The sequence below is a fragment of the Neobacillus niacini genome, from assembly GCF_030817695.1.
Lineage (GTDB): Bacteria > Bacillota > Bacilli > Bacillales > Cytobacillaceae > Neobacillus > Neobacillus niacini_F.
Map to the genome: position 1 here is coordinate 2,750,923 of NZ_JAUSZQ010000002.1, position 19,149 is coordinate 2,770,071.

17 protein-coding genes and 1 pseudogene are annotated in these 19,149 nt (G+C 38.3%); 3 read left to right on the top strand and 15 right to left on the bottom strand.

Annotation, left to right across the window (positions count from 1 at the left end):
* Window positions 1-14 precede the first annotated feature (14 nt).
* From parC to QFZ28_RS14175, 5 genes and pseudogenes are all read right to left on the bottom strand, one after another.
* A pseudogene (parC, locus tag QFZ28_RS14155) lies at window positions 15-2,454 on the bottom strand (DNA topoisomerase IV subunit A).
* Window positions 2,451-4,430: a DNA topoisomerase IV subunit B gene (parE, locus tag QFZ28_RS14160; RefSeq protein ID WP_307195223.1), complete on the bottom strand. Its 1,980-nt coding sequence runs from the start codon at window positions 4,428-4,430 to the stop codon at window positions 2,451-2,453. Before parE ends, parC begins: the two are co-directional and overlap by 4 nt.
* A 280-nt stretch (window positions 4,431-4,710) precedes the next feature.
* Window positions 4,711-5,124: a CoA-binding protein gene (locus QFZ28_RS14165; protein WP_307195224.1), complete on the bottom strand. Its 414-nt coding sequence runs from the start codon at window positions 5,122-5,124 to the stop codon at window positions 4,711-4,713.
* Window positions 5,125-5,246: 122 nt separating this feature from the next.
* Window positions 5,247-5,750: a sensor histidine kinase gene (locus tag QFZ28_RS14170; RefSeq protein ID WP_307195225.1), complete on the bottom strand. Its 504-nt coding sequence runs from the start codon at window positions 5,748-5,750 to the stop codon at window positions 5,247-5,249.
* A 245-nt stretch (window positions 5,751-5,995) separates the two neighbouring features.
* Window positions 5,996-7,735 carry a glycosyl hydrolase family 18 protein gene (locus QFZ28_RS14175; protein WP_307195226.1) on the bottom strand — a complete coding sequence of 580 codons (1,740 nt, stop codon included), beginning with the start codon at window positions 7,733-7,735 and terminating at the stop codon, window positions 5,996-5,998.
* A 156-nt stretch (window positions 7,736-7,891) separates the two neighbouring features.
* Between QFZ28_RS14175 and plsY the strand changes: the two genes are divergently transcribed.
* The 3 genes from plsY (at window position 7,892) to QFZ28_RS14190 (ending at window position 10,572) form a co-directional block, all read left to right on the top strand.
* Window positions 7,892-8,479 (top strand): glycerol-3-phosphate 1-O-acyltransferase PlsY, encoded by a 588-nt coding sequence (gene plsY, locus QFZ28_RS14180; protein WP_307195227.1) that lies wholly within the window; start codon window positions 7,892-7,894, stop codon window positions 8,477-8,479.
* Window positions 8,480-9,009: 530 nt separating this feature from the next.
* Window positions 9,010-10,161, top strand: coding sequence for a CapA family protein (locus tag QFZ28_RS14185; protein WP_307195228.1), 1,152 nt, complete (start codon window positions 9,010-9,012; stop codon window positions 10,159-10,161).
* Between the two features lie 117 nt (window positions 10,162-10,278).
* Complete coding sequence (locus QFZ28_RS14190) at window positions 10,279-10,572, top strand: HesB/YadR/YfhF family protein (RefSeq protein WP_307195229.1); 294 nt, start codon at window positions 10,279-10,281, stop codon at window positions 10,570-10,572.
* A gap of 58 nt (window positions 10,573-10,630) precedes the next feature.
* On the opposite strand, the gene QFZ28_RS14195 is transcribed toward QFZ28_RS14190, so the two are convergent.
* The 10 genes from QFZ28_RS14195 to QFZ28_RS14240 form a co-directional block, all read right to left on the bottom strand.
* Window positions 10,631-10,921 carry a hypothetical protein gene (locus QFZ28_RS14195; protein ID WP_307195230.1) on the bottom strand — a complete coding sequence of 97 codons (291 nt, stop codon included), beginning with the start codon at window positions 10,919-10,921 and terminating at the stop codon, window positions 10,631-10,633.
* Between the two features lie 26 nt (window positions 10,922-10,947).
* Entirely contained in the window at window positions 10,948-11,376 is a 429-nt protein-coding gene (locus QFZ28_RS14200) for an acyl-CoA thioesterase (RefSeq protein ID WP_307195231.1), read from the bottom strand.
* 4 nt (window positions 11,377-11,380) lie between these two features.
* Window positions 11,381-13,723, bottom strand: coding sequence for an AAA family ATPase (locus tag QFZ28_RS14205; RefSeq protein WP_444875317.1), 2,343 nt, complete (start codon window positions 13,721-13,723; stop codon window positions 11,381-11,383).
* Window positions 13,724-13,844: 121 nt separating this feature from the next.
* Window positions 13,845-14,060 carry a small acid-soluble spore protein Tlp gene (gene tlp, locus QFZ28_RS14210; protein WP_307195233.1) on the bottom strand — a complete coding sequence of 72 codons (216 nt, stop codon included), beginning with the start codon at window positions 14,058-14,060 and terminating at the stop codon, window positions 13,845-13,847.
* A gap of 271 nt (window positions 14,061-14,331) precedes the next feature.
* Complete coding sequence (locus QFZ28_RS14215) at window positions 14,332-14,475, bottom strand: acid-soluble spore protein N (protein ID WP_179595565.1); 144 nt, start codon at window positions 14,473-14,475, stop codon at window positions 14,332-14,334.
* 67 nt (window positions 14,476-14,542) lie between these two features.
* Complete coding sequence (locus tag QFZ28_RS14220; protein WP_034672833.1) at window positions 14,543-14,674, bottom strand: FbpB family small basic protein; 132 nt, start codon at window positions 14,672-14,674, stop codon at window positions 14,543-14,545.
* 156 nt (window positions 14,675-14,830) lie between these two features.
* On the bottom strand, window positions 14,831-15,364 hold the full coding sequence (locus tag QFZ28_RS14225) for a redoxin domain-containing protein (protein ID WP_307195234.1): 534 nt from the start codon (window positions 15,362-15,364) through the stop codon (window positions 14,831-14,833).
* Between the two features lie 245 nt (window positions 15,365-15,609).
* The gene (locus QFZ28_RS14230) at window positions 15,610-16,515 is read right to left on the bottom strand and encodes a hypothetical protein (RefSeq protein WP_307195235.1); all 906 of its coding nucleotides are present in this window, start codon (window positions 16,513-16,515) and stop codon (window positions 15,610-15,612) included.
* Between the two features lie 166 nt (window positions 16,516-16,681).
* Window positions 16,682-18,382, bottom strand: coding sequence for a ribosomal protection-like ABC-F family protein (gene abc-f / locus QFZ28_RS14235; protein ID WP_307195236.1), 1,701 nt, complete (start codon window positions 18,380-18,382; stop codon window positions 16,682-16,684).
* A 306-nt stretch (window positions 18,383-18,688) separates the two neighbouring features.
* Window positions 18,689-19,054, bottom strand: a complete 366-nt coding sequence (locus QFZ28_RS14240) for a DnaJ family domain-containing protein (protein WP_307195237.1) — start codon at window positions 19,052-19,054, stop codon at window positions 18,689-18,691.
* Between the last annotated feature and the right edge of the window lie 95 nt (window positions 19,055-19,149).

Consider the following 19,149-nt stretch of genomic DNA (forward strand, 5'->3'; position numbering starts at 1 on the left):
CTTTGAAAATATTTTTATTTCTCTGCTGTAGGTGTACCTTCTACTTTCCAAACAGATGTAACCTTTCCATTATCGTTTTCATCAAGGATAAATGAGCCATTCGAATAACGGTCATTTAAGCGAATCTCTGATGTTACGACAGTTTCAATGTGATTCTTTTCCGTTTGAATGTAGACGGTATCTTCATCATTCGCGACCACAAAGCCTACTACACGATGAGGATTGGCTTTTAGCTCTCGTAAAATGACAACCCCGCGTTTAGCTCGTGTTGCTTTTTCGAATTCCTTCAGCTTCATTCTCTTAATGGAACCTCGCTGCGTGGTAATTACAATGGTTTCTTTACTGTCAGGAGTAATAACCTTACCGCCCACAACAAAGTCTCCATCCTTCAAATTCAACCCTTTTACACCGGCTGCACGAACACCGACAATACTAATTTCTTCTTCATGGAACCATAATGCATAGCCGAAATGGGAAATTAAGAACAATTCTTTCGTTCCATCTGTAAGATGTACATCAATTACTTGATCATCATCCTTAAGATTAACACCAACTAATGGTTTCGAATAGCGCTGTGCTTTATATTGCTTAAGTTCTGTTTTCTTTACCATACCATTTTTGGTAACATAAACTAGGTATGCATCAATCTCAAAATCTTTCACTGGAATCACTTGAATGATATCTTCATCACGGTCAATTGGAATGATATTCGCAACATGCTGACCTAGATCCTTCCAGCGAATATCAGGCAGTTCATGAACAGGACAGTATAAGTAATTCCCTTTATTGGTAAACAGGAGTACTACATCCTTCGTGTTCAAATCAAGTTGAGCTAGTAAACGATCTGAATCCTTCATGGCTAAATCTTGTCCATTAGAAGCAGCAAAAGATCGTTGGCTAGTCCGTTTGACATACCCCTCTTTTGTAACTGTTACAATAACATCTTCACTAGGAACCGTTACTTCAAGATTAATTTTCAATTCTTCAATTTCTGCTTCTATTTTTGAACGGCGATTATCAGCAAAACCGCTTTTTGACGTCTTTTAATTCTTTTTTAATAACGGATACTAGCTTCTTTTCACTTAATAAAATCGAAGTCCATTCTTCAATTTTATTAGCCAATTCTTCCGCTTCATTTTGCAAAGCAGTGATATCAGTATTTGTTAAGCGGTAGAGTTGTAAAGAAACAATCGCTTCCGCTTGAGCTTCAGTAAAAGCAAATTTTGCAATTAAATTATCTTTTGCGTCCCGTTTATCTTTTGACGCACGTATGGTCGCAATCACTTCATCAAGGATTGATAATGCTTTCATCAAGCCTTCAACTATATGCTGACGTTCCTTTGCCTTATCTAGCTCAAATTTTGTTCTTCTAAGAACAACTTCTTTTTGGTGCTCAATATAAGCATCGAGTAATTCACGTATGCCTAATAATTTAGGACGTTTTTTTGCAATAGCAACCATATTAAAATTGTATGCCACTTGCAAATCACTATTTTTATAAAGATAGTTTAGGACACCATTGGCATCCGCATCTTTCTTCAATTCAATAACAATTCGTAACCCCGTTCGATCTGTTTCATCACGAACCTCTGATATTCCCTCGACTTTGCGATCAAAGCGGAATTCATCGATTTTCTTAACAAGATTCGCTTTATTGACTTCAAAAGGGATTTCGGTCACGACAATCTGCTGCTTGCCGCCCCGTACATCTTCGATATCAGCTTTACTGCGAACAATGATTTTCCCTTTACCAGTTTCATAGGCCTTTTTAATACCATCAACGCCTTGAATAATACCCCCAGTTGGAAAATCAGGACCCTTAATCACCGTCATTAATTCATCAACCGATACGTCAGGATTGTCCATTCGCATGATGACACCGTCAATGACTTCACCGAGATTATGCGGCGGAATATCAGTTGCGTACCCTGCTGATATCCCCGTTGAGCCGTTTACCAGCAAGTTTGGAAACATCGCTGGTAATACAGTTGGTTCCTTTGAAGTATCATCGAAGTTAGGGATAAAATCGACTGTTTGTTTTTCAATATCACGAAGCAACTCTGCCGCAATCGCGGATAAACGAGCCTCTGTATAACGCATCGCAGCTGGAGGATCCCCGTCCATGCTTCCGTTGTTTCCATGCATTTCGACGAGGACATTTCTTACCTTCCAGTCCTGGCTCATCCGCACCATCGCTTCATAGACGGATGAATCACCGTGTGGGTGATAATTACCAATAACGTTACCAACTGTTTTCGCTGATTTACGGAAGCCCTTATCATGTGTATTCCCCTCAACATGCATGGCATACAGTATTCTTCGTTGTACTGGTTTTAAGCCATCTCTCGCATCTGGTAAGGCCCGTTCTTGAATGATGTATTTACTATATCTGCCAAAACGATCGCCGATTACATCCTCTAGAGGTAAGTCACGGAATTTCTCATTTGTGCTCATTCTTCAGATTCCTCCTCAACGACCGTTATATTTTCATTTTCAAGGATCGTGTCATCTTCCTCTAAACCAAATGCTACATTGGTTTCAATCCATTTACGCCGAGGGTCAACTTTATCACCCATAAGTGTGGTGATACGTCGCTCTGCTCTTGCCGCGTCATCTATTTTCACACGTATTAATGTCCGTGTTTCTGGATTCATTGTTGTATCCCAAAGCTGGTCAGCATTCATCTCACCAAGACCTTTATAGCGCTGGATCATATAACCTCTGCCAACCTTTTTAATGGCTCCTTGAAGTTCATCATCGCTCCAGGCATACTCGATGATTTCTTTTTTACCGCTTCCTTTACTTACCTTATACAAAGGAGGCAGAGCGATAAACACTTTACCTGCTTCAATCAATGGTTTCATATAGCGATAGAAAAAGGTTAACAGTAATACTTGAATATGTGCACCGTCTGTATCTGCGTCGGTCATAATAATAACTTTATCGTAGTTTACATCTTCTAAATTAAAATCAGAACCGACTCCAGCGCCGACGGTATGAATGATCGTATTGATTTCTTCATTTTTAAAAATATCAGCCAGTTTCGCCTTTTCCGTATTGATTACTTTACCACGCAGTGGAAGTACGGCCTGAAAGCGACGGTCGCGTCCTTGTTTAGCAGAACCGCCTGCGGAGTCACCCTCAACCAAGTAAATCTCATTTTTTTGCGGATTTCTTGATTGAGCAGGTGTAAGTTTCCCTGATAAAAGAGCATCAGAACGCTTTCGTTTCTTACCACTTCTAGCGTCCTCCCGTGCTTTTCGTGCTGCTTCACGGGCTTGGTAAGCTTTAATAGACTTTTTAATTAACAATGAGCTAATGTCTGGATTTTCTTCAAGGAAGTAAGTCAGGTGTTCAGAAACGACAGCATCAACTGCCGATCTAGCTTCACTCGTACCTAGCTTGCCCTTCGTCTGACCCTCGAATTGTAACAATTGCTCCGGAACCCGGATAGAAATGATTGCAGATAATCCTTCACGAATATCAGCACCTTCAAGATTTTTTTCCTTTTCTTTTAAAAGTGAAACCTTTCGTGCGTAATCATTAAAAACACGAGTCATAGCCGTTTTGGAACCTACTTCATGTGTTCCGCCATCCTTTGTCCGGACATTGTTAACAAACGAAAGCATGTTTTCTGAATAGCCATCATTAAATTGAAATGCAAATTCCACTTCAATCCCATTATGGCTTCCTTCAAAACTAACCACAGGATGGAGGACATCTTTTTCCTCATTTAAGTAAGAAACAAACGCTTCAATCCCATTTTCATAATGGAACACTTCATGAAAATCATTACGGTCATCGATGATTTCAATCTTTAACCCTTTTAAAAGAAACGCTGATTCTCGTAACCTCTCACATAATGTTTCAAAATTATATGTGGTGGTAGAAAAGATAGTCGGGTCCGGTTTAAAGTGTATTGTTGTCCCTGTTTGATTGGTTTTACCAATCTTCTCCAAGGTCGTAACCGGTTTACCGCCATTTTCAAACCGTTGTTCATAAACAAAGCCATCCCTTTTTATCGTTACCGTTAACCATTCAGATAAGGCATTTACGACAGATGCACCAACACCATGTAGACCACCGCTGGTTTTATATCCGCCTTGGCCAAATTTACCGCCGGCGTGGAGGACAGTTAAAATGATTTCTGGAGTCGGTTTCCCCATTTTATGCATGCCAGTAGGCATTCCGCGTCCCTTATCCATTACGCTTATTGAATTATCTCTGTGAATTTTTACAATGATTTGGTCCCCAAATCCACCTAGAGCCTCATCGACTGAGTTGTCGACAATCTCGTATACAAGATGGTGTAATCCGCGAGTATCAGTGCTCCCGATGTACATTCCTGGTCGCTTCCTGACGGCCTCCAGCCCCTCTAGTACCTGTATGGCATCATCATTATATTCAAAAGCTTTCTGATTACTTGCCACTAAAATACCCCTTTCATTCCCTGCAAAAGAAAAAACATCTTTTAATTGCTATCTTTATGAGTAAGTTTATTCATTCGTGTAAAAAAGTGATTCCCAAAATTTAGAACGAATGTTTGCCGCTCTTAATTGTACCACATGAATGCGCATGTCTATGCTTTATTTTAGCGATTTATTTCGATTTGGCAAATGTCAAAATTAAAACAACATAATTTTGTAACAGGACTTTATGTGAAAAAAAGAAAAAAACTGCTAATTATTAGCAGAATTTTTTCTTTAATCATTATTTTGTTAAAGCATGTGCCACTTTTATACAAAGATCCATAATGACTGTATATCCTTTTTCTTTTAAAAACTCGTAGGCTTCCTCGTTTACTAAGCCCTGTTGTGCCCAGAAAACATCGGCGTCGACTTCGTCAAATTCCTTAGCCACATCAAACAATTGTTCTGAACGGCGAAAAACATTAACGATATCAATATGACCCTCGATATCCTTTAACGAAGCAACCGCTTTCACTCCGAGCACTTCATCAACTGTAGGATTCACCGGTATGATCTCATAACCTGCTTTTTGCATAACTTCAGAAACCATATAAGAAGTTCTGTCAGGATTGTCACTTAACCCCACAACAGCGATACGTTTAGATTTTTTTAATATAGCTCCGATTTCTTCTAAAGATGGATTTTCAACTGCCATGAACTAACACTTCCTTTATTTCCTTAATTTTACTAACTTCTCTTACTATAACATAAATCGATTTTTTGCAAAAAAAATAGCTCCTGGTATTCCGGAGCATGATAAATTTCGAGTTGTGGTTGTTAGGAAAGAACTTTCGGAACAGATAAAATAAAACGCGATCCATCCTCAGTATTTTGAACCTTAAAGAAGCCATTCATCTTTTCAATATACAGTTTGGTTATATATAGGCCATTCCCAGTTCCGTGCTCTTTTGTTGTGAAATACGGTTCGGATAATTTTGAGATTAGTGCAGGGTCAATACCACCTGCATTATCAGTAAACTCGACAACTATAAAATCTTTATCATTGGAAATCTGGATCTTCAATTTTCGATTGCTTATATTGTTGGTATCAAAAGTTTCTCTTACATTTATTAATATATGTAAAATGATTTGACTGAAAACCGTTGGAAATCCATAGACCATTTGCAGGCCTCTGTATTCGAAATCCACATGAATATCGTGGTTCTTAATACTGGAGATAAAAATCGACAATGCTTCTTCGATTGAATCTGAAACTGAAAACGAGCATTCTGCATTGTTTACGCGATCGAATTTTCGAAAATTATAAGTGGTATTTGACATATGCTCACCTCTTTCATAAATACTAAATTTAACATCAGGAACCAGCTGAGGTTCACAGTGGACAGCGTGCGATTTTGAACTAGTTTATTTTCCTAAATTATATTTCGGGGTAACATTTAATTTCAATCGATATTTAAATGGTTTAAAAATTCTCCATATATTTGTAATAAAATAGACTTTAATTGTTCTTAACTTAGACAGAATATTATTTTAAAAGATGCAAAAAAATAGACCATCTATGTGGTCTATTTCTGTGTTACTGCCTTATTTGGGTCGATATTCATCGCAGTCCATGCTGTCTGATCACCAAAGACTCTTGACCAGGAAGCGACGCCAGCAAGTTGATAATTGGCTGCTAGGTTTGCTCGTTTATTCAATGATAATTCATCCTCAATCCATACTTTATAGGTGGCATTCTCTTCTTCTGCATAATATTCAGCATAATTTTGACCGCTTGCCGCGTCATACACAGGCTGAAGCCCTTTTTCTGCAAGCCATTCTTTTACCTTTGCCATTGACATAGATTGAGAGGAAACCTCTGTCGTACCATCCTCTTTTATTTGTTCCTTCCACAATCTAGTATATAATGGGACACCAAGTATTAACTTTTCTTTTGGTACCTCTTTTAACAAGTTTTGCAGATTCGTCTCTACCCATGGAAGACTTGAAACACTGCCAGCAACAGGAGACGATCCGGGGTGTTCATCATATGCCATAATAATAAGGTAATCGACAATACCTGCAAGCTTATCTCTTTCGTAGAAAGATGACCAATTATTGTTTTCACCTGCATAAAACGTAATGTCCATTGAAACAACCAACCCTGCTTCATGCAGATATGGTGTTGCTTCCCGCATCAATTGAGTGACAAGTGGACCATCTACGGGATAGACATTTTCAATATCAAAGTTAATCCCCTGCAATTGGTACATTTGACTGAAATGAAGCAGCTGGACGATGATCTTTTGACGTGTTTCAAAGTCTTTTAACGCTTCATGTGTTAGTACCGGATCAAACGAATTTGAAAATAATCCCCATACGTGATATCCCTTGGATTGTGCCCATTTACTATATTCTAAGGACGCTAAATTACTTATTGTCCCGTCCTTTCCAGTTAAGGAGAACCAAGTTGGTGAAACTACATTTACACCCATCATATCCGGTATTTGGGTATGATCTGGATTCTTCGTGTATACGGCTTCCCAGGTTAATTGAATCGATCCATTGATGTTTGGAATGACTGCACTTCCATTTTTCTGTGAGATTGTAATGGTAACCTCTTTGTTTTTATCTACATATTTCTTGTTGATGTATCCACTGATTCCATTTTCTTTTCTTACTAAATAAAAATCGGCTTCCTCAGCCTCAATCATTACGGTCTCTTTTTTAGACATTTCCGAGGTATAGGGTGCTTTTAGAGAAGGCTCCGTTCGTAACCGTAGCTTTTGTGGGTGAACATCTTCAGCAATGATTTCCCCTTGCACATACTGGTCACCGTTTTTTTGAATCCAAACGGCTCCCGTATCCTTTAAAACCTTATACTGAATCGGATAATAGGAGAGCAGCGGGTCGATTGCCACAAATATTTGGCCATCTTTGGAGATAATCGGTGATACTTGAAGCTCTACCGGCTGTTGATTGACAAAAAAGGTTAAGGAATCAGTAGGCATTTGGATGACTTTTTCTGCAGTCGTAATGATGATTGACTTTGATTTTTCATCAAAAATAATGCTATTATCTATGTTCTCCTGCATAAATGATAGTGGAAGAAAGATAGAATCCCCTTCGATTAGTGCATTTCCTCGCTGACTTCCTTCGAAAAGGATCGGATTTTTTTCGGTAAAATAAGGTGCTCTTTCTTTCGAGGCAAACGGATATATTAAAAAAAGAATAGAAGACGCAATTAATAGAATTGCAATCATTAATCCTCCTAAGATCCATTTTGGTGTTAATGATTTCTTTTTCTGGTATTCAATTTGTGCCATTCTTTTTCCTCCTCATTTCTATCGTACGGTATCCATGAAAAATTGAGAAGGAATTTTTCCGTACTTTTTGAATTAGTTAAAGCAGTAGTAGTGTTTTTTCACCAATACATGGTAAAATAACAGGACATGCATTATTTATAAAAGGAGAAATCGTTGATGGTTCAGATTGTTTTCGTTTTAATACTCGCCTACCTGCTAGGATCCATTCCGTCAGGTTTAATCATTGGTAAAGTTTTTTATAAAACAGATATCCGTGAACATGGAAGTGGAAATTTAGGGGGAACTAATACATTTCGAACATTAGGAGTAAAAGCAGGTATCGCTGTGACATTGGCAGATATTTTAAAAGGGACATTAGCAGCTTCCTTGCCTGTCATATTTGGACTAGATGATATAAATCCTTTGCTTCCTGGGGTTTTTGCTGTTATTGGACACACTTATCCAATCTTTGCTGGCTTTAGAGGCGGTAAAGCCGTAGCCACATCAGGCGGTGTTTTATTGTTTTGTGCCCCGCTTATGTTTTTAATTATTTTCTTGGTCTTTTTTGCAAGTCTTTACCTGACCAAATATGTATCTCTATCATCGATGCTCGCCGGCATTTGCGCTGTGATTTATGCCGCCATTGATGGGGACGTACCTCTCCTTATTGCAGTAACTCTTCTGGCCTCATTTGTGATTTATCGACATCGCGCAAACATTAAGCGAATCATGAATAAAACGGAACCTAAAATTAAATGGCTTTAAGGAATCGAATTTGGCTTCTTAAAGCCATTTTTCATTAAACGTTCATAATCCTAAAATGGATGCGTAAACCTTCATAAAAAACGGAGTCCCTCAATCGGAGACTCCGTTTTCTATAGTTTTATTAGTTTAAATGAAAATTTTCCTTCTGCATTCCTACTATAATCGAGCTTGGTTTGGTCAAAGTGGATGTAATCTTGTTCATGAATAAGGATCTTGACCCCTCCAAATTCAAATAGTTGATCCCCAGTAATTTTCCGCTCTTCCAGAGACAGATTGAGTTTTGGACCGCCTCAGCCAACCCCCATACTCAATCGGACTAAAAGTTCCTCATTAGGGGTATGCCTTTCTCTCTCAATAACATCTTCTAATACATGGCTTGCACTCTCCGTTATGTTAAACAAAACCAACAACCTCCTTAAAATTTTCCGAAATATAAGAGAAAAAGTCGAAAAATAGCATATAAATATATTATAGTATGGGTAGAATGGTTTAAAATATTTTGCCTCAAAACAGAACATGAAGGAGAAATTATGAAAAAGAAAGCCATTGTTACGTCTGTATTCATCATTTCTACGTGTATTCTTCTTGCGTCGGCAGTTTTGATTCAACAACACAATAATAAGGCTGCTGCAGCGAAGGTACATCCGACGAAGGAGCATTCTCCGAGATATCAACCCGTAATGGCCAGGACATTGACAGAAAAATTAACCATTGGTGCCATCGGAGACATATTAATTCATGACACGGTTTATCAAGACGCTTTTAATGGAGCACAGTATAATTTCAATCCTATCTTCGAAAATGTAAAAAGTATATTAGAAACCCCAGATGTTCTTACGGCGAATCAAGAAAGTATGTTAGGCGGCGTTGACATTGGTGTCTCAAGTTATCCCATGTTTAATAGTCCGCATGAAGTCGCAGACGCACTCGTCAATACAGGGGTGGATATTGTTTCTCTTGCAAACAATCATACGTTAGACAAGGGTGAAAGAGGAATTCTTTCCGCAACAGATTATTTAAATAGTATTGGACTTCCTCATGTTGGCAGCTTTCTAAATCAAGACGATCGGCGGGAACTTAGAATCCTTCAAAGAAACGGCATTAAATTAGCTTTTCTATCTTATACATACGGGACAAATGGGATACCGGTACCAGATGGCAAAGATTTCTTAGTAAACCTGATTAATCGGGATATTATGAGCGAAGAAATAAGGCGGGCAAAAAAAGAGGCAGATGTTGTGATTATGAGCATTCATTGGGGAAATGAATACCAGCGAATACCCACTAGTGAACAAAAGGACTTGGCTAACTTCCTTGCAAATGAAGGCGTGGATATCATTTTCGGCTCTCACCCCCACGTGCTTCAGCCAATGGAATGGATTAAAACCGAAGACGGCAGGAACGCATTCGTTATTTATTCATTGGGTAACTTCATTTCTGGACAGGTCCGGGACTATAAGGATATAGGCGGCATGGCAACCGTTGAAATAACCAAACATGTTACGGAAACGGGAAAGACAATTGAGTTGTCAAACCCTGCTTTTTATCCAACCTATGTTTCAAGCCAAAGAAATCGCAATTATCAAGTAGTGCCGCTTGAAAATGCCGGCTCTTTTGGACTTCAAAATGCTTCGGCTAAATATCAGGAAATTCAAGATCATATGACTCAATGGCTCCGTTAATTCGGGGCCTTTTTAGAGTGTTTTAACTGCCCATATTATAGGTTGAAGCAACATCGTCGATAATTGAAGGGGCTTTAATATATAATAACAACATAGGTATTTTGAAAGGAGAAACAAATGAACATCCAAATTAGCAGTGCAGCAGCAGCGTGGTACAAACAAGAACTTAATCTAAAAACCGGTGACTTTGTCCGTTTCTACGTGCGTTATGGTGGATTTAGCCCGGTACAAAAAGGATTTTCACTTGGCATATCTAATGATGAACCCAATGACATTGGTGCAAAGACCACCGAAGATGGCATTACCTTCTATGTTGAAGAAAAAGATTTGTGGTATTTTGATGACCATGATCTAATTGTTGACCTTCATACAAAATATGAAGAGCCTGTTTTAGAATACAAAAAACCTTAACGATAAAAAGCACACTTAAAAGTTTTGCCTTTAAGTGTGCTTTTACGTTTCCCTGCATTCACCAAATATGATGAAGTAATCCTTCTTTATGTAATATTTCTTTCTGTCTTTCTCCGATTAAATCGAAATGTGAATAGCCGTCACGGCGGTGATGAATCCATTCTTTTTTTAACCCATATTTTCTTCCCCATTCAGCCAGTTTTTCAAGGTCATGGCAGCCTACCTTGGTCACTGTTTTGCTTCCTGGGAAGCGGTCATCCAGCCAATAATGGGTTAAGAATGCGATTTCTCCCTCATCGATTTTTCGCTTCCATTCTTTTATTTCCTGTCTTTTGATACCAAATGCCATATTGTCACCTCAAGGAGCTCATTCCATTACTTTTTCTTTATTTCTTCATATTTCATGAACCATTCAGGAAACGCCTTTTTAAAAGCGATTGGTCTAAAGTTGTCCTTTTTGACCACAATATGAGTCGATGTTCCTTCCGCGCAAACCTCCTCGTCACCATTTATGATGGAATAGCCATAAACGGTTTTAAGCCCATCATTTTTCTCAATCCACGTCTTTACGAAACCCCTATCGCCGTAGCGTAACGGTTTTTTATAGGTTGCTTGAATGTCATATACAGGCGCAAAATATCCTGCGTGCTCCATATCTACATAACTATATCCTAGGTCCTCAATCAACCCGCTTCTTCCTAGCTCAAAGTATTTTAAATAGTTCGCATGATAAATGACTCCCATCATGTCAGTATCCGCATATAAAAGTTGAATCTCTCTTGTGGAAATAAATACATTGTCCATTCTTCTATTCCCCTTCCCTGCTTAAAGGATATTTGGTAAGAGCCTTTTCCACATCTACACTTTCAATATGAATGGCTTTTTCTAATAAATCCTCTTCTTGTGCTGCTCCCATGAGTCTCATAGCTTGGGCTTGGATCATCTCATCAGCCAAATTGGTTGCAAATCTTCCGTTCCCATTGAATGTATGATTTTCAATACTTTGTTTTAAAAGAGCCCTTGCATCTTCACTTATTTGGTATTGAAAGCTCTCTACATATGTATCGATAATCGCTAGCAGCTCCTCCGCTGAATAATCCGGGAACAGAAAGAATTTCTTAAACCTAGAGCGCAGCCCAGGGTTGCTCTCTAATAGCTGGTCCATTTCTCTTGGGTAACCAGCAAGTACCACAACTAGATTTTCATTATGCTTGGTCATTTCATCCACAAGGGTGTCTACTACTTCTTTACCAAAATCTCCTGCTGTTTGGCTTAAGAGTGAATAGGCTTCATCAATAAATAACACACCGCCGAGAGCCTCTCGTATTTTCTTCTTTGTTTTTCCTGCCGTTTGACCAACATATCCCGCCACGAAATCCGCCCTGCTGGCCACAATTAAATGACCTCTTTTTAACATTCCGCATTCTTTTAGGAGTTCTGCATAAATCTTTGCGACGGTCGTTTTACCAGTGCCCGGGTTTCCTGTAAACACGGAATGCAGCTGAATTGGAACTGTTGGAAGCTTTTTTTCTTTTCTGAACTGCTGCATTTTAACAAAGGAAATGAGTGTCTCTAATTCACCCTTTAACTCGGTCAGGCCAATTAATCTTTCTAATTTTTCAAAAGGAGATTCCCGGTGTTCATTCTTCTCCACACCAAAGTCTTTTTTATCCAATAGTGTGTATGCGAGAATATCTTCATTGGAAATGGGATGATCGGACCCTTTTTTAAAAATCGCATCTAGCACAATATTACGGACGGATCTTGCATTACCAAAAGTATCATCAACTCGTTCCTGTTCAAGGCGATGATTGATTTCTATCTTAGCTTCGTCCGTAAGGATATAATCGTTTTCAGAGGCAATTTTTTCGGCGATTAGTAATAGTTCCTCATTAGAATAATTAGGCAAATGGATGAGATTGGATTGAGGGAAACGGCTCCTTAAACCTGGATTGGCATTTAAAAAGATGCGCATTTCCTCTGGATATCCTGCGAGAATAACAGCGAATTTCCCGCCATATTCCTCGCTTGTCATTAGTGATACAAGAGTATCAACAGCAGTTTGCCCATAATCATTTCCTGATTGCCCTTCACGTTTTAAACTATAGGCTTCATCAATGAACAGAACCCCGCCAATCGCTTTCTCGACCACAGCTCTGACGTTTTCCTCTGTTTGACCTACAAACGCGCCTACGAGCTGTGAGCGGTCTGTCTCAATCACTTCTGAACGCGGCAGGACCTCGAGCTCATGATAAATTTTCGCTAATAAACGAGCGATAGTTGTTTTTCCGGTACCAGGATTTCCAGTGAGAACCATATTCAGACTTAATTCATCTTTTGTTTGGAATCCAAGCTTTTTACGGTCTTTTTGGTATTTTAAAAATTGATAAAAATCATTGACGCGTTTTTTGACGACTTCCATGCCAATCATTTCATTTAGTTGGTCTAAGGCCTTTTCTGAATCTTGAAGCTCGTCTTCTTCTATCAAAAAGACTTGCTTCCAGTCTTTTTTTATGTCTTCGAGGCTGGATAAATGTAATTTTAAGTCATCAAAGTAGGTTGCTGTATGAAAAACACCCTTAATAGATTCCTCGTACTCTTCTGCAGCCTTCAGGAGGTGACCGCTCACTTCAATTGCACTAGACAGTAGTTCAATCAGGAATTTATATTGATTGAAAATCGGAGCATTTCCAAGCGTCTCAGCAAGATTCATCTTTTCCGTGAGATCCTCGACCTGGTCGTCAGCCTCTGCTAAGAAACTTTGACAAATTTGTATGTATTGTTCAGCGACTTTTTTCTTTGCTGTTCGATTATCGGTTTCCCGCATTGCAGGGAATGTTAAAACATCTAAAACATCTTTTTTCTTTTTCCAATCGTATTGAATGAAATAAGATTTTGCCCTTTTATTTTCTGGATATAGTTCTAATGCCTTCTTAAGCCACGCTGAAGCCAAAGAATCGCTGTTCTTACGCTTTAGACGTGACAGTGCAGCAGCGGTTAACATCCGTGATAAAAGGACAGGGTTAGATTCCTTGCGTATCGCTGTTAATAGTTCATTTTCATTGGTAATAAACCCTGTTTCATTCAGTTCATTTTCCCACTGGAGCAATTGTTCATTGTCGTTTATCGAATTTGTTTGTTGTCTAATCAATAGGATCACTTCTTCTTCAAAATTTCCCTTTTATCTTACCACAACCTATCGACCTACACGAAATTGAAAGGTCTAATAAAAAAGGACCTGTACGAAATGAACAGGTCCTGGTTCTATTGCTTTAGACTTCATCCTTAATTTCTGAACGGAAGGATTCAATGCTTTCGCGGCGTCTTTCGTTTTTAGCTTCAATCTCCCGGCGCTGTGTTTCACTAGTCGTAAATCGAAGTGATTCTTCAGCAGCTTCCATGTTTTCAATCGTATCATGAATCATTGATTGCAGCTTTTCTACATTATCACTTCGATCATCTGGTTTCGGTTTGTTTTTATAAGTCATCGATTTGTTCCTCCTTGATGGTGTCATGGTACAGATATAGTTTGTTTCGAAGTGAAAAAAATATCACAGAAAATTATTTCTATAAAAAGGCTGTATTGTAATGATTGGTGTTTAAATCTTAAAGCCGATTTAAACTTGGAATAGTTATTTTGAGCTTTTGAATTTAATTTGCAGGATCTTTTCTATACTTTGTTTTAAAAAAGCAACAAAGTATAGAAAAGAGCCTAAAAAAAGACCCGCTGGCAAATGCCTGACGAGTCTTATCCATTTATTATTCACCTTTAGTTTGAATGACTTGTGCATGTTTACCTGATGTGTCTTGATATTTTTTCCCTTTGTTGCCACCGTAGCGTTGAGATTTATTCCCAAGTTCATCGGTGCTGAAACCCTGTTGACTATGTTTTGGATTGCTCATGTATTATCCCTCCTCCTTAACATTTTGTCCGTTTTAAAGGAGGATCATGATTGGTAATCTATGTGAGTTATTCTGCTTTACCAAGGCGCTTTTCTTCTAAACGCATTTCAATTTTTTCCATCGCAGCTCTATCTTTCAAAAGTTGACTTTTATTTTCGGATACAAGTTCTGCAAAAGAACGTTTTCTAGGCTTTCTCATGTATATCACCTTCCTTATAACCAATTCTAACAGTTATCATGCCCAGAAATGGTTTCAATTATTACAACTTTTTGAAAATTATAAAGAAAAGTATGCGATAAAGCGTTAAAGGGATAAATTGTTAATAAAAAAAGACAATGGATCACAGTCCATTGTCTACTTTAGGTCTTTCGTATATTGTTTCATCGCATCAAGGTTCATCGCACCGACATATTTGTTTCCGATATTTCCGTTTGTATCAATAAAATACGTGGTTGGAATGGAAAGGACTTGATACATTTCGTTTACTTTATCTTCTTCATCTAACGGAATTGGAAAAGTAATCCTGTTTTCATCTATAAAAGCTTTTACATCTAAATGTGGGTCAATGTTTATGGCTAAAATAACAACATCATCCCCAGCCTCTTTATGAAATTCCTCCATCGCTGGCATTTCTGCCTTACATGGCGGACACCAAGTTGCCCAGAAATTGAGCATTACCTTTTTCCCTTTTAAATCAGAAAGTTTAACAGTATCGCCGGCTAATGTTTTAAGCTCAAAATCAGGAGCCGTTGCCCCTACCTTTAATCCGCCCATATTTGCCGCTTCTTGACTTACATTTTCGGGTTCAGCCTTTTTGTCCATAGCCTGCACGATTGCAACTCCAAGTAGGGCTATTAACACAACTACAGCAATGACTTTTTTCACCATACCCCGAACCCCCCTTGATTCAATAATATGCTACATCGATTTTACACTATAAAGTAAGTTGAAATACAGGTTGTATATGCCAAATATGTGACAATTTAAAAACAGTTTAATAAAAGTATTCTAGAAAAGCAAATAATCTTACTTTTTTAGGTTAGACAAAAAATATAAAAAAGACTGTCAGGGAATCCCCTCTTTTGGGATTTTTGACAGTCTTTTTATTTAGTTACTTCTTTATTGCGATATGACTATTGTAGACCGCCGCCGTTTGGTCCATATTGGTAGGAAGTTTGATTATTTTGTCTTACTTGTTGCACATCGGTACCGGCAAATCCTGGCTGCATGATAGACTGGGGTCCAGTAAATTGACCTCCAGTAAACTGGCTACCAGCGAATTGACCTCCTACTGACTGACCAAATGACTGCTGGCCGCCGCCAAATGAACCAAATGACTGCTGTTGGCCGCCACCGTTTGGTCCATATTGATAAGAATTTTGATTTTGTTGTCTTACTTGTTGGGCATCAGTTCCAGCGAATCCTGGCTGCATGATAGATTGCATTCCAGTAAACTGGCCACCAGTAAATTGACCTCCAACTGGCTGACCAAATGACTGCTGTCCGCCGCCAAATGAGCCAAATGACTGCTGTTGGCCGCCACCGTTTGGTCCAGATTGATAAGAATTTTGATTTTGTTGTCTTACTTGTTGGGCATCAGTTCCAGCGAATCCTGGCTGCATGATAGATTGCATTCCAGTAAACTGGCCACCAGTAAATTGACCTCCCACTGACTGACCAAACGACTGCTGTCCGCCGCCGAATGAACCAAATGATTGCTGTTGACCTCCACCGTTTGGTCCAGATTGATAAGAATTTTGATTTTGTTGTCTTACTTGTTGGGCATCAGTTCCAGCAAATCCTGGCTGCATGATAGATTGCATTCCAGTAAACTGTCCGCCAGTAAATTGACCTCCCACTGATTGACCAAATGACTGCTGGCCACCGCCGAATGTACCAAATGACTGTTGCTGACCTCCACCGTTTGGTCCAGCTTGGTAAGAATTTTGATTATTTTGTCTTACTTGCTGTGCGTCAGTTCCAGCAAAACCTTGTTGGAATACATCTTGTGGTCCAAAACCTTGTTGAAAGTTTGTCATCTTCTTCATCTCCTGTTTTATAATGTGAAAACAAACAATACTATCTTTCGTTAATTTCTACAAAATATTCCATTTAATATTTTAAGAAAATATACCCAGATAATTAGAAATGGTCCCTGCTAGAGGGACCATTTTGAGGACTGTTACGCTGCTCTTTTTTTGATTTTCACATTAATTTTCTTTTTTGCTTCAAAAGTTCGTTAAATTCATTATCTAATTCCAGGTATTTAGGGTTTTTTTGATCAATTAGTGATAATTCACCCAAAATCGTAGCAATTCTATTTTCGATGATCATTAAAGTTTCTTTTAAATTAGTAGGTTCAGCACCATTGGGTTTAGTAAAGTACTCTTCCGGCTTCATTTCCACACGCTTTATCCTCTGATTATCAAATATAAGGAGTTTATCGCAAAGTTTATTCAAGAAATAGTAATCGTGCGAGACGGTAATAATTGTACCTGCAAATTCATTAAGTGTTTTTTCAAGCTGTTCCCTGCTTGGCAGATCGAGGTGATTGGTCGGTTCATCCAAGATTAGAACATCATATTCCTTCATGAGCATGTCAACCAGTTTAACACGAGTTCTCTCTCCAAGGCTTAGAGTCCCAATGGGCTTGGTAATAAACTGTTCTTTTAGTCCAAGATTTGCAAATAATGTTCTCGCCTTGAGAATGTTTTCTCGGTCCGTAAACCCTAATGCCTCTAAAGCCGTTTTGTCAGCGGGTAAGTTGTCAACATCCTGACTTAAGTAAGCAGCCTTTAACGATTCACTTTTCCAAAGCTCACCGCCAGTAACCGCTGTTTCACCAAAAATCATTTTAATTAAGGTGGTTTTACCACAGCCATTTTCTCCTAATAAACCAATACGTTCTCCGTGATTGATATAAAAGTGACATTCGCTAAAAAGGGGTCTCTCTTCAAATGACTTCGATAAACGCTTTGCCTCAATAATCCTTTTTCCTCTATTTCCTTTTGTATCAAACTGAAATCTAACTTTTGTCTCCTCTAGAGGTTTGTCGACCTTGTTCTTTTCTAGCTCACTCTGAAGACGTTTCATTTTAGATTTCACTTGAGCATCTCGTTTTTTCGCCTTAACCCGGTGAAATTCTTTATGTCCATAATCTCTGCCTTGTTTGGTTGATGTCCTGTGAGCTTTCTCAGACCAAGACGATAATTGCTCCATCTGCATTTCGATTTCTTCTTTTTTACGCTGCTGCACTTCATAATGATGCATTTGGGTTTCAAGTCGGTGCTGCTTTTCCTTCTGATAATCACTATAGTTCCCATTGTAGAAATTCATCTTTGTATTCTCTATTTCAAAAATACGTGTCACCGTTTTATCTAAGAAATGACGGTCGTGAGAAATGATTAATACCGGACCTTTAAATTTCTCCAGCTCTTCAATCAGCCATTCTATCCCTTTATAATCTAAGTGGTTCGTAGGCTCATCTAAAATTAAGAAACCCGGCTTTGAGGCCCACACGTTTGATAATGCGAGTTTTAACTTCTCGCCGCCGCTTAAATGGTTTAAACGCTTCTCTTCCCATGTAGAAACCTTTTTCAGTCCTAACTTACTTGAGTGCTGCAATAAGTCTCCCTCAATTGAAAATAATTCAGTACCTTCATAATCTATTGATTGTGTGAGGTATCCGATCTTTAATTCAGTGGATTTTTCAACGAAACCCTTATCAGGTGCGATTTTACCAGTAAGGATATTAGCCAATGTCGTTTTCCCGGTGCCGTTATATCCTACGAGACCAATTTTTTCGCCATTTTTTATATCAAAGGAAATATTGTCTAAGATTTTCCTCAGATTAAAGGTCATTTCTATTCCAGTTACTTTTATAACAGATAAATGATTGTTGTTCATAAAAAAACTCCCTTCGATGGAACCTGAAGAGAGTTTTGAGTCATGTCGTTTACGAAATCATAAAAAAGCATACGTTAATAAACCTAAAAAGGCTTATGTTTAACGATGTTTTCATTGAAATATAAACGTTCAGGACTTAAAAAGGACAGACTAATCCTATTCTTCAGGTTCACCATTTTTTCGCTATTCGAATAAATGTCTGAAAAAATAAGATTATAACTTCATTCCTCTTTACCATTCCTTTACGTTTGTTATTTTTATTCTATTTTACCGTAATAGAGATTGTCAATTATTTCCGAAAGATATCTATTTTAATTTTTTATAAATTTTATCTACATAACTCCCAAATCGAGAATTCGTCGCCGTTCCTCTTTTTTCAAGCAATCTCTCCATTTCCAGCCTTTTTTTCATAATTTTCGCCTGCAGACGTTCTTTCTGTTCTTCGTCCACTGCTCCCTCTAACAATTCTTCCATTCTAAAAATTTCTTTTTTTATATCCTCAGGTGAATAGCCTGCATTATTTAATACGCGATATGCCATTTTCCATTCATCAGACATTCCCGGAAAATTATCCTTTATTTCCAGTGGCTGCCCAATGCCGGGAAGATTGTCGAACTCTTTCTTCTTTATGGCTTCCTTAATTTTATCTTCAGCGATTTTTGAAAAATCCATTTACATCGCACCCTTCGCTCTACAAGTAAATAGTTTATTTTTCACTAAAAAATATGTTATTACTCTGAAAAAACCACCATGCAAAGGCTGCATGG

Excerpts from the sequence above, each read along its gene's own strand:
- QFZ28_RS14165 (WP_307195224.1), bottom strand. The coding sequence starts at position 5,124 with ATGGCAGTTGAAAATCCATCTTTAGAAGAAATCGGAGCTATATTAAAA.
- QFZ28_RS14170 (WP_307195225.1), bottom strand. The coding sequence starts at position 5,750 with ATGTCAAATACCACTTATAATTTTCGAAAATTCGATCGCGTAAACAAT.
- QFZ28_RS14175 (WP_307195226.1), bottom strand. The coding sequence starts at position 7,735 with ATGGCACAAATTGAATACCAGAAAAAGAAATCATTAACACCAAAATGG.
- plsY (WP_307195227.1), top strand. The coding sequence starts at position 7,892 with ATGGTTCAGATTGTTTTCGTTTTAATACTCGCCTACCTGCTAGGATCC.
- QFZ28_RS14185 (WP_307195228.1), top strand. The coding sequence starts at position 9,010 with ATGAAAAAGAAAGCCATTGTTACGTCTGTATTCATCATTTCTACGTGT.
- QFZ28_RS14190 (WP_307195229.1), top strand. The coding sequence starts at position 10,279 with ATGAACATCCAAATTAGCAGTGCAGCAGCAGCGTGGTACAAACAAGAA.
- QFZ28_RS14195 (WP_307195230.1), bottom strand. The coding sequence starts at position 10,921 with ATGGCATTTGGTATCAAAAGACAGGAAATAAAAGAATGGAAGCGAAAA.
- QFZ28_RS14200 (WP_307195231.1), bottom strand. The coding sequence starts at position 11,376 with ATGGACAATGTATTTATTTCCACAAGAGAGATTCAACTTTTATATGCG.
- tlp (WP_307195233.1), bottom strand. The coding sequence starts at position 14,060 with ATGACTTATAAAAACAAACCGAAACCAGATGATCGAAGTGATAATGTA.
- QFZ28_RS14215 (WP_179595565.1), bottom strand. The coding sequence starts at position 14,475 with ATGAGCAATCCAAAACATAGTCAACAGGGTTTCAGCACCGATGAACTT.
- QFZ28_RS14220 (WP_034672833.1), bottom strand. The coding sequence starts at position 14,674 with ATGAGAAAGCCTAGAAAACGTTCTTTTGCAGAACTTGTATCCGAAAAT.
- QFZ28_RS14225 (WP_307195234.1), bottom strand. The coding sequence starts at position 15,364 with ATGGTGAAAAAAGTCATTGCTGTAGTTGTGTTAATAGCCCTACTTGGA.
- QFZ28_RS14230 (WP_307195235.1), bottom strand. The coding sequence starts at position 16,515 with ATGACAAACTTTCAACAAGGTTTTGGACCACAAGATGTATTCCAACAA.
- abc-f (WP_307195236.1), bottom strand. The coding sequence starts at position 18,382 with ATGAACAACAATCATTTATCTGTTATAAAAGTAACTGGAATAGAAATG.
- QFZ28_RS14240 (WP_307195237.1), bottom strand. The coding sequence starts at position 19,054 with ATGGATTTTTCAAAAATCGCTGAAGATAAAATTAAGGAAGCCATAAAG.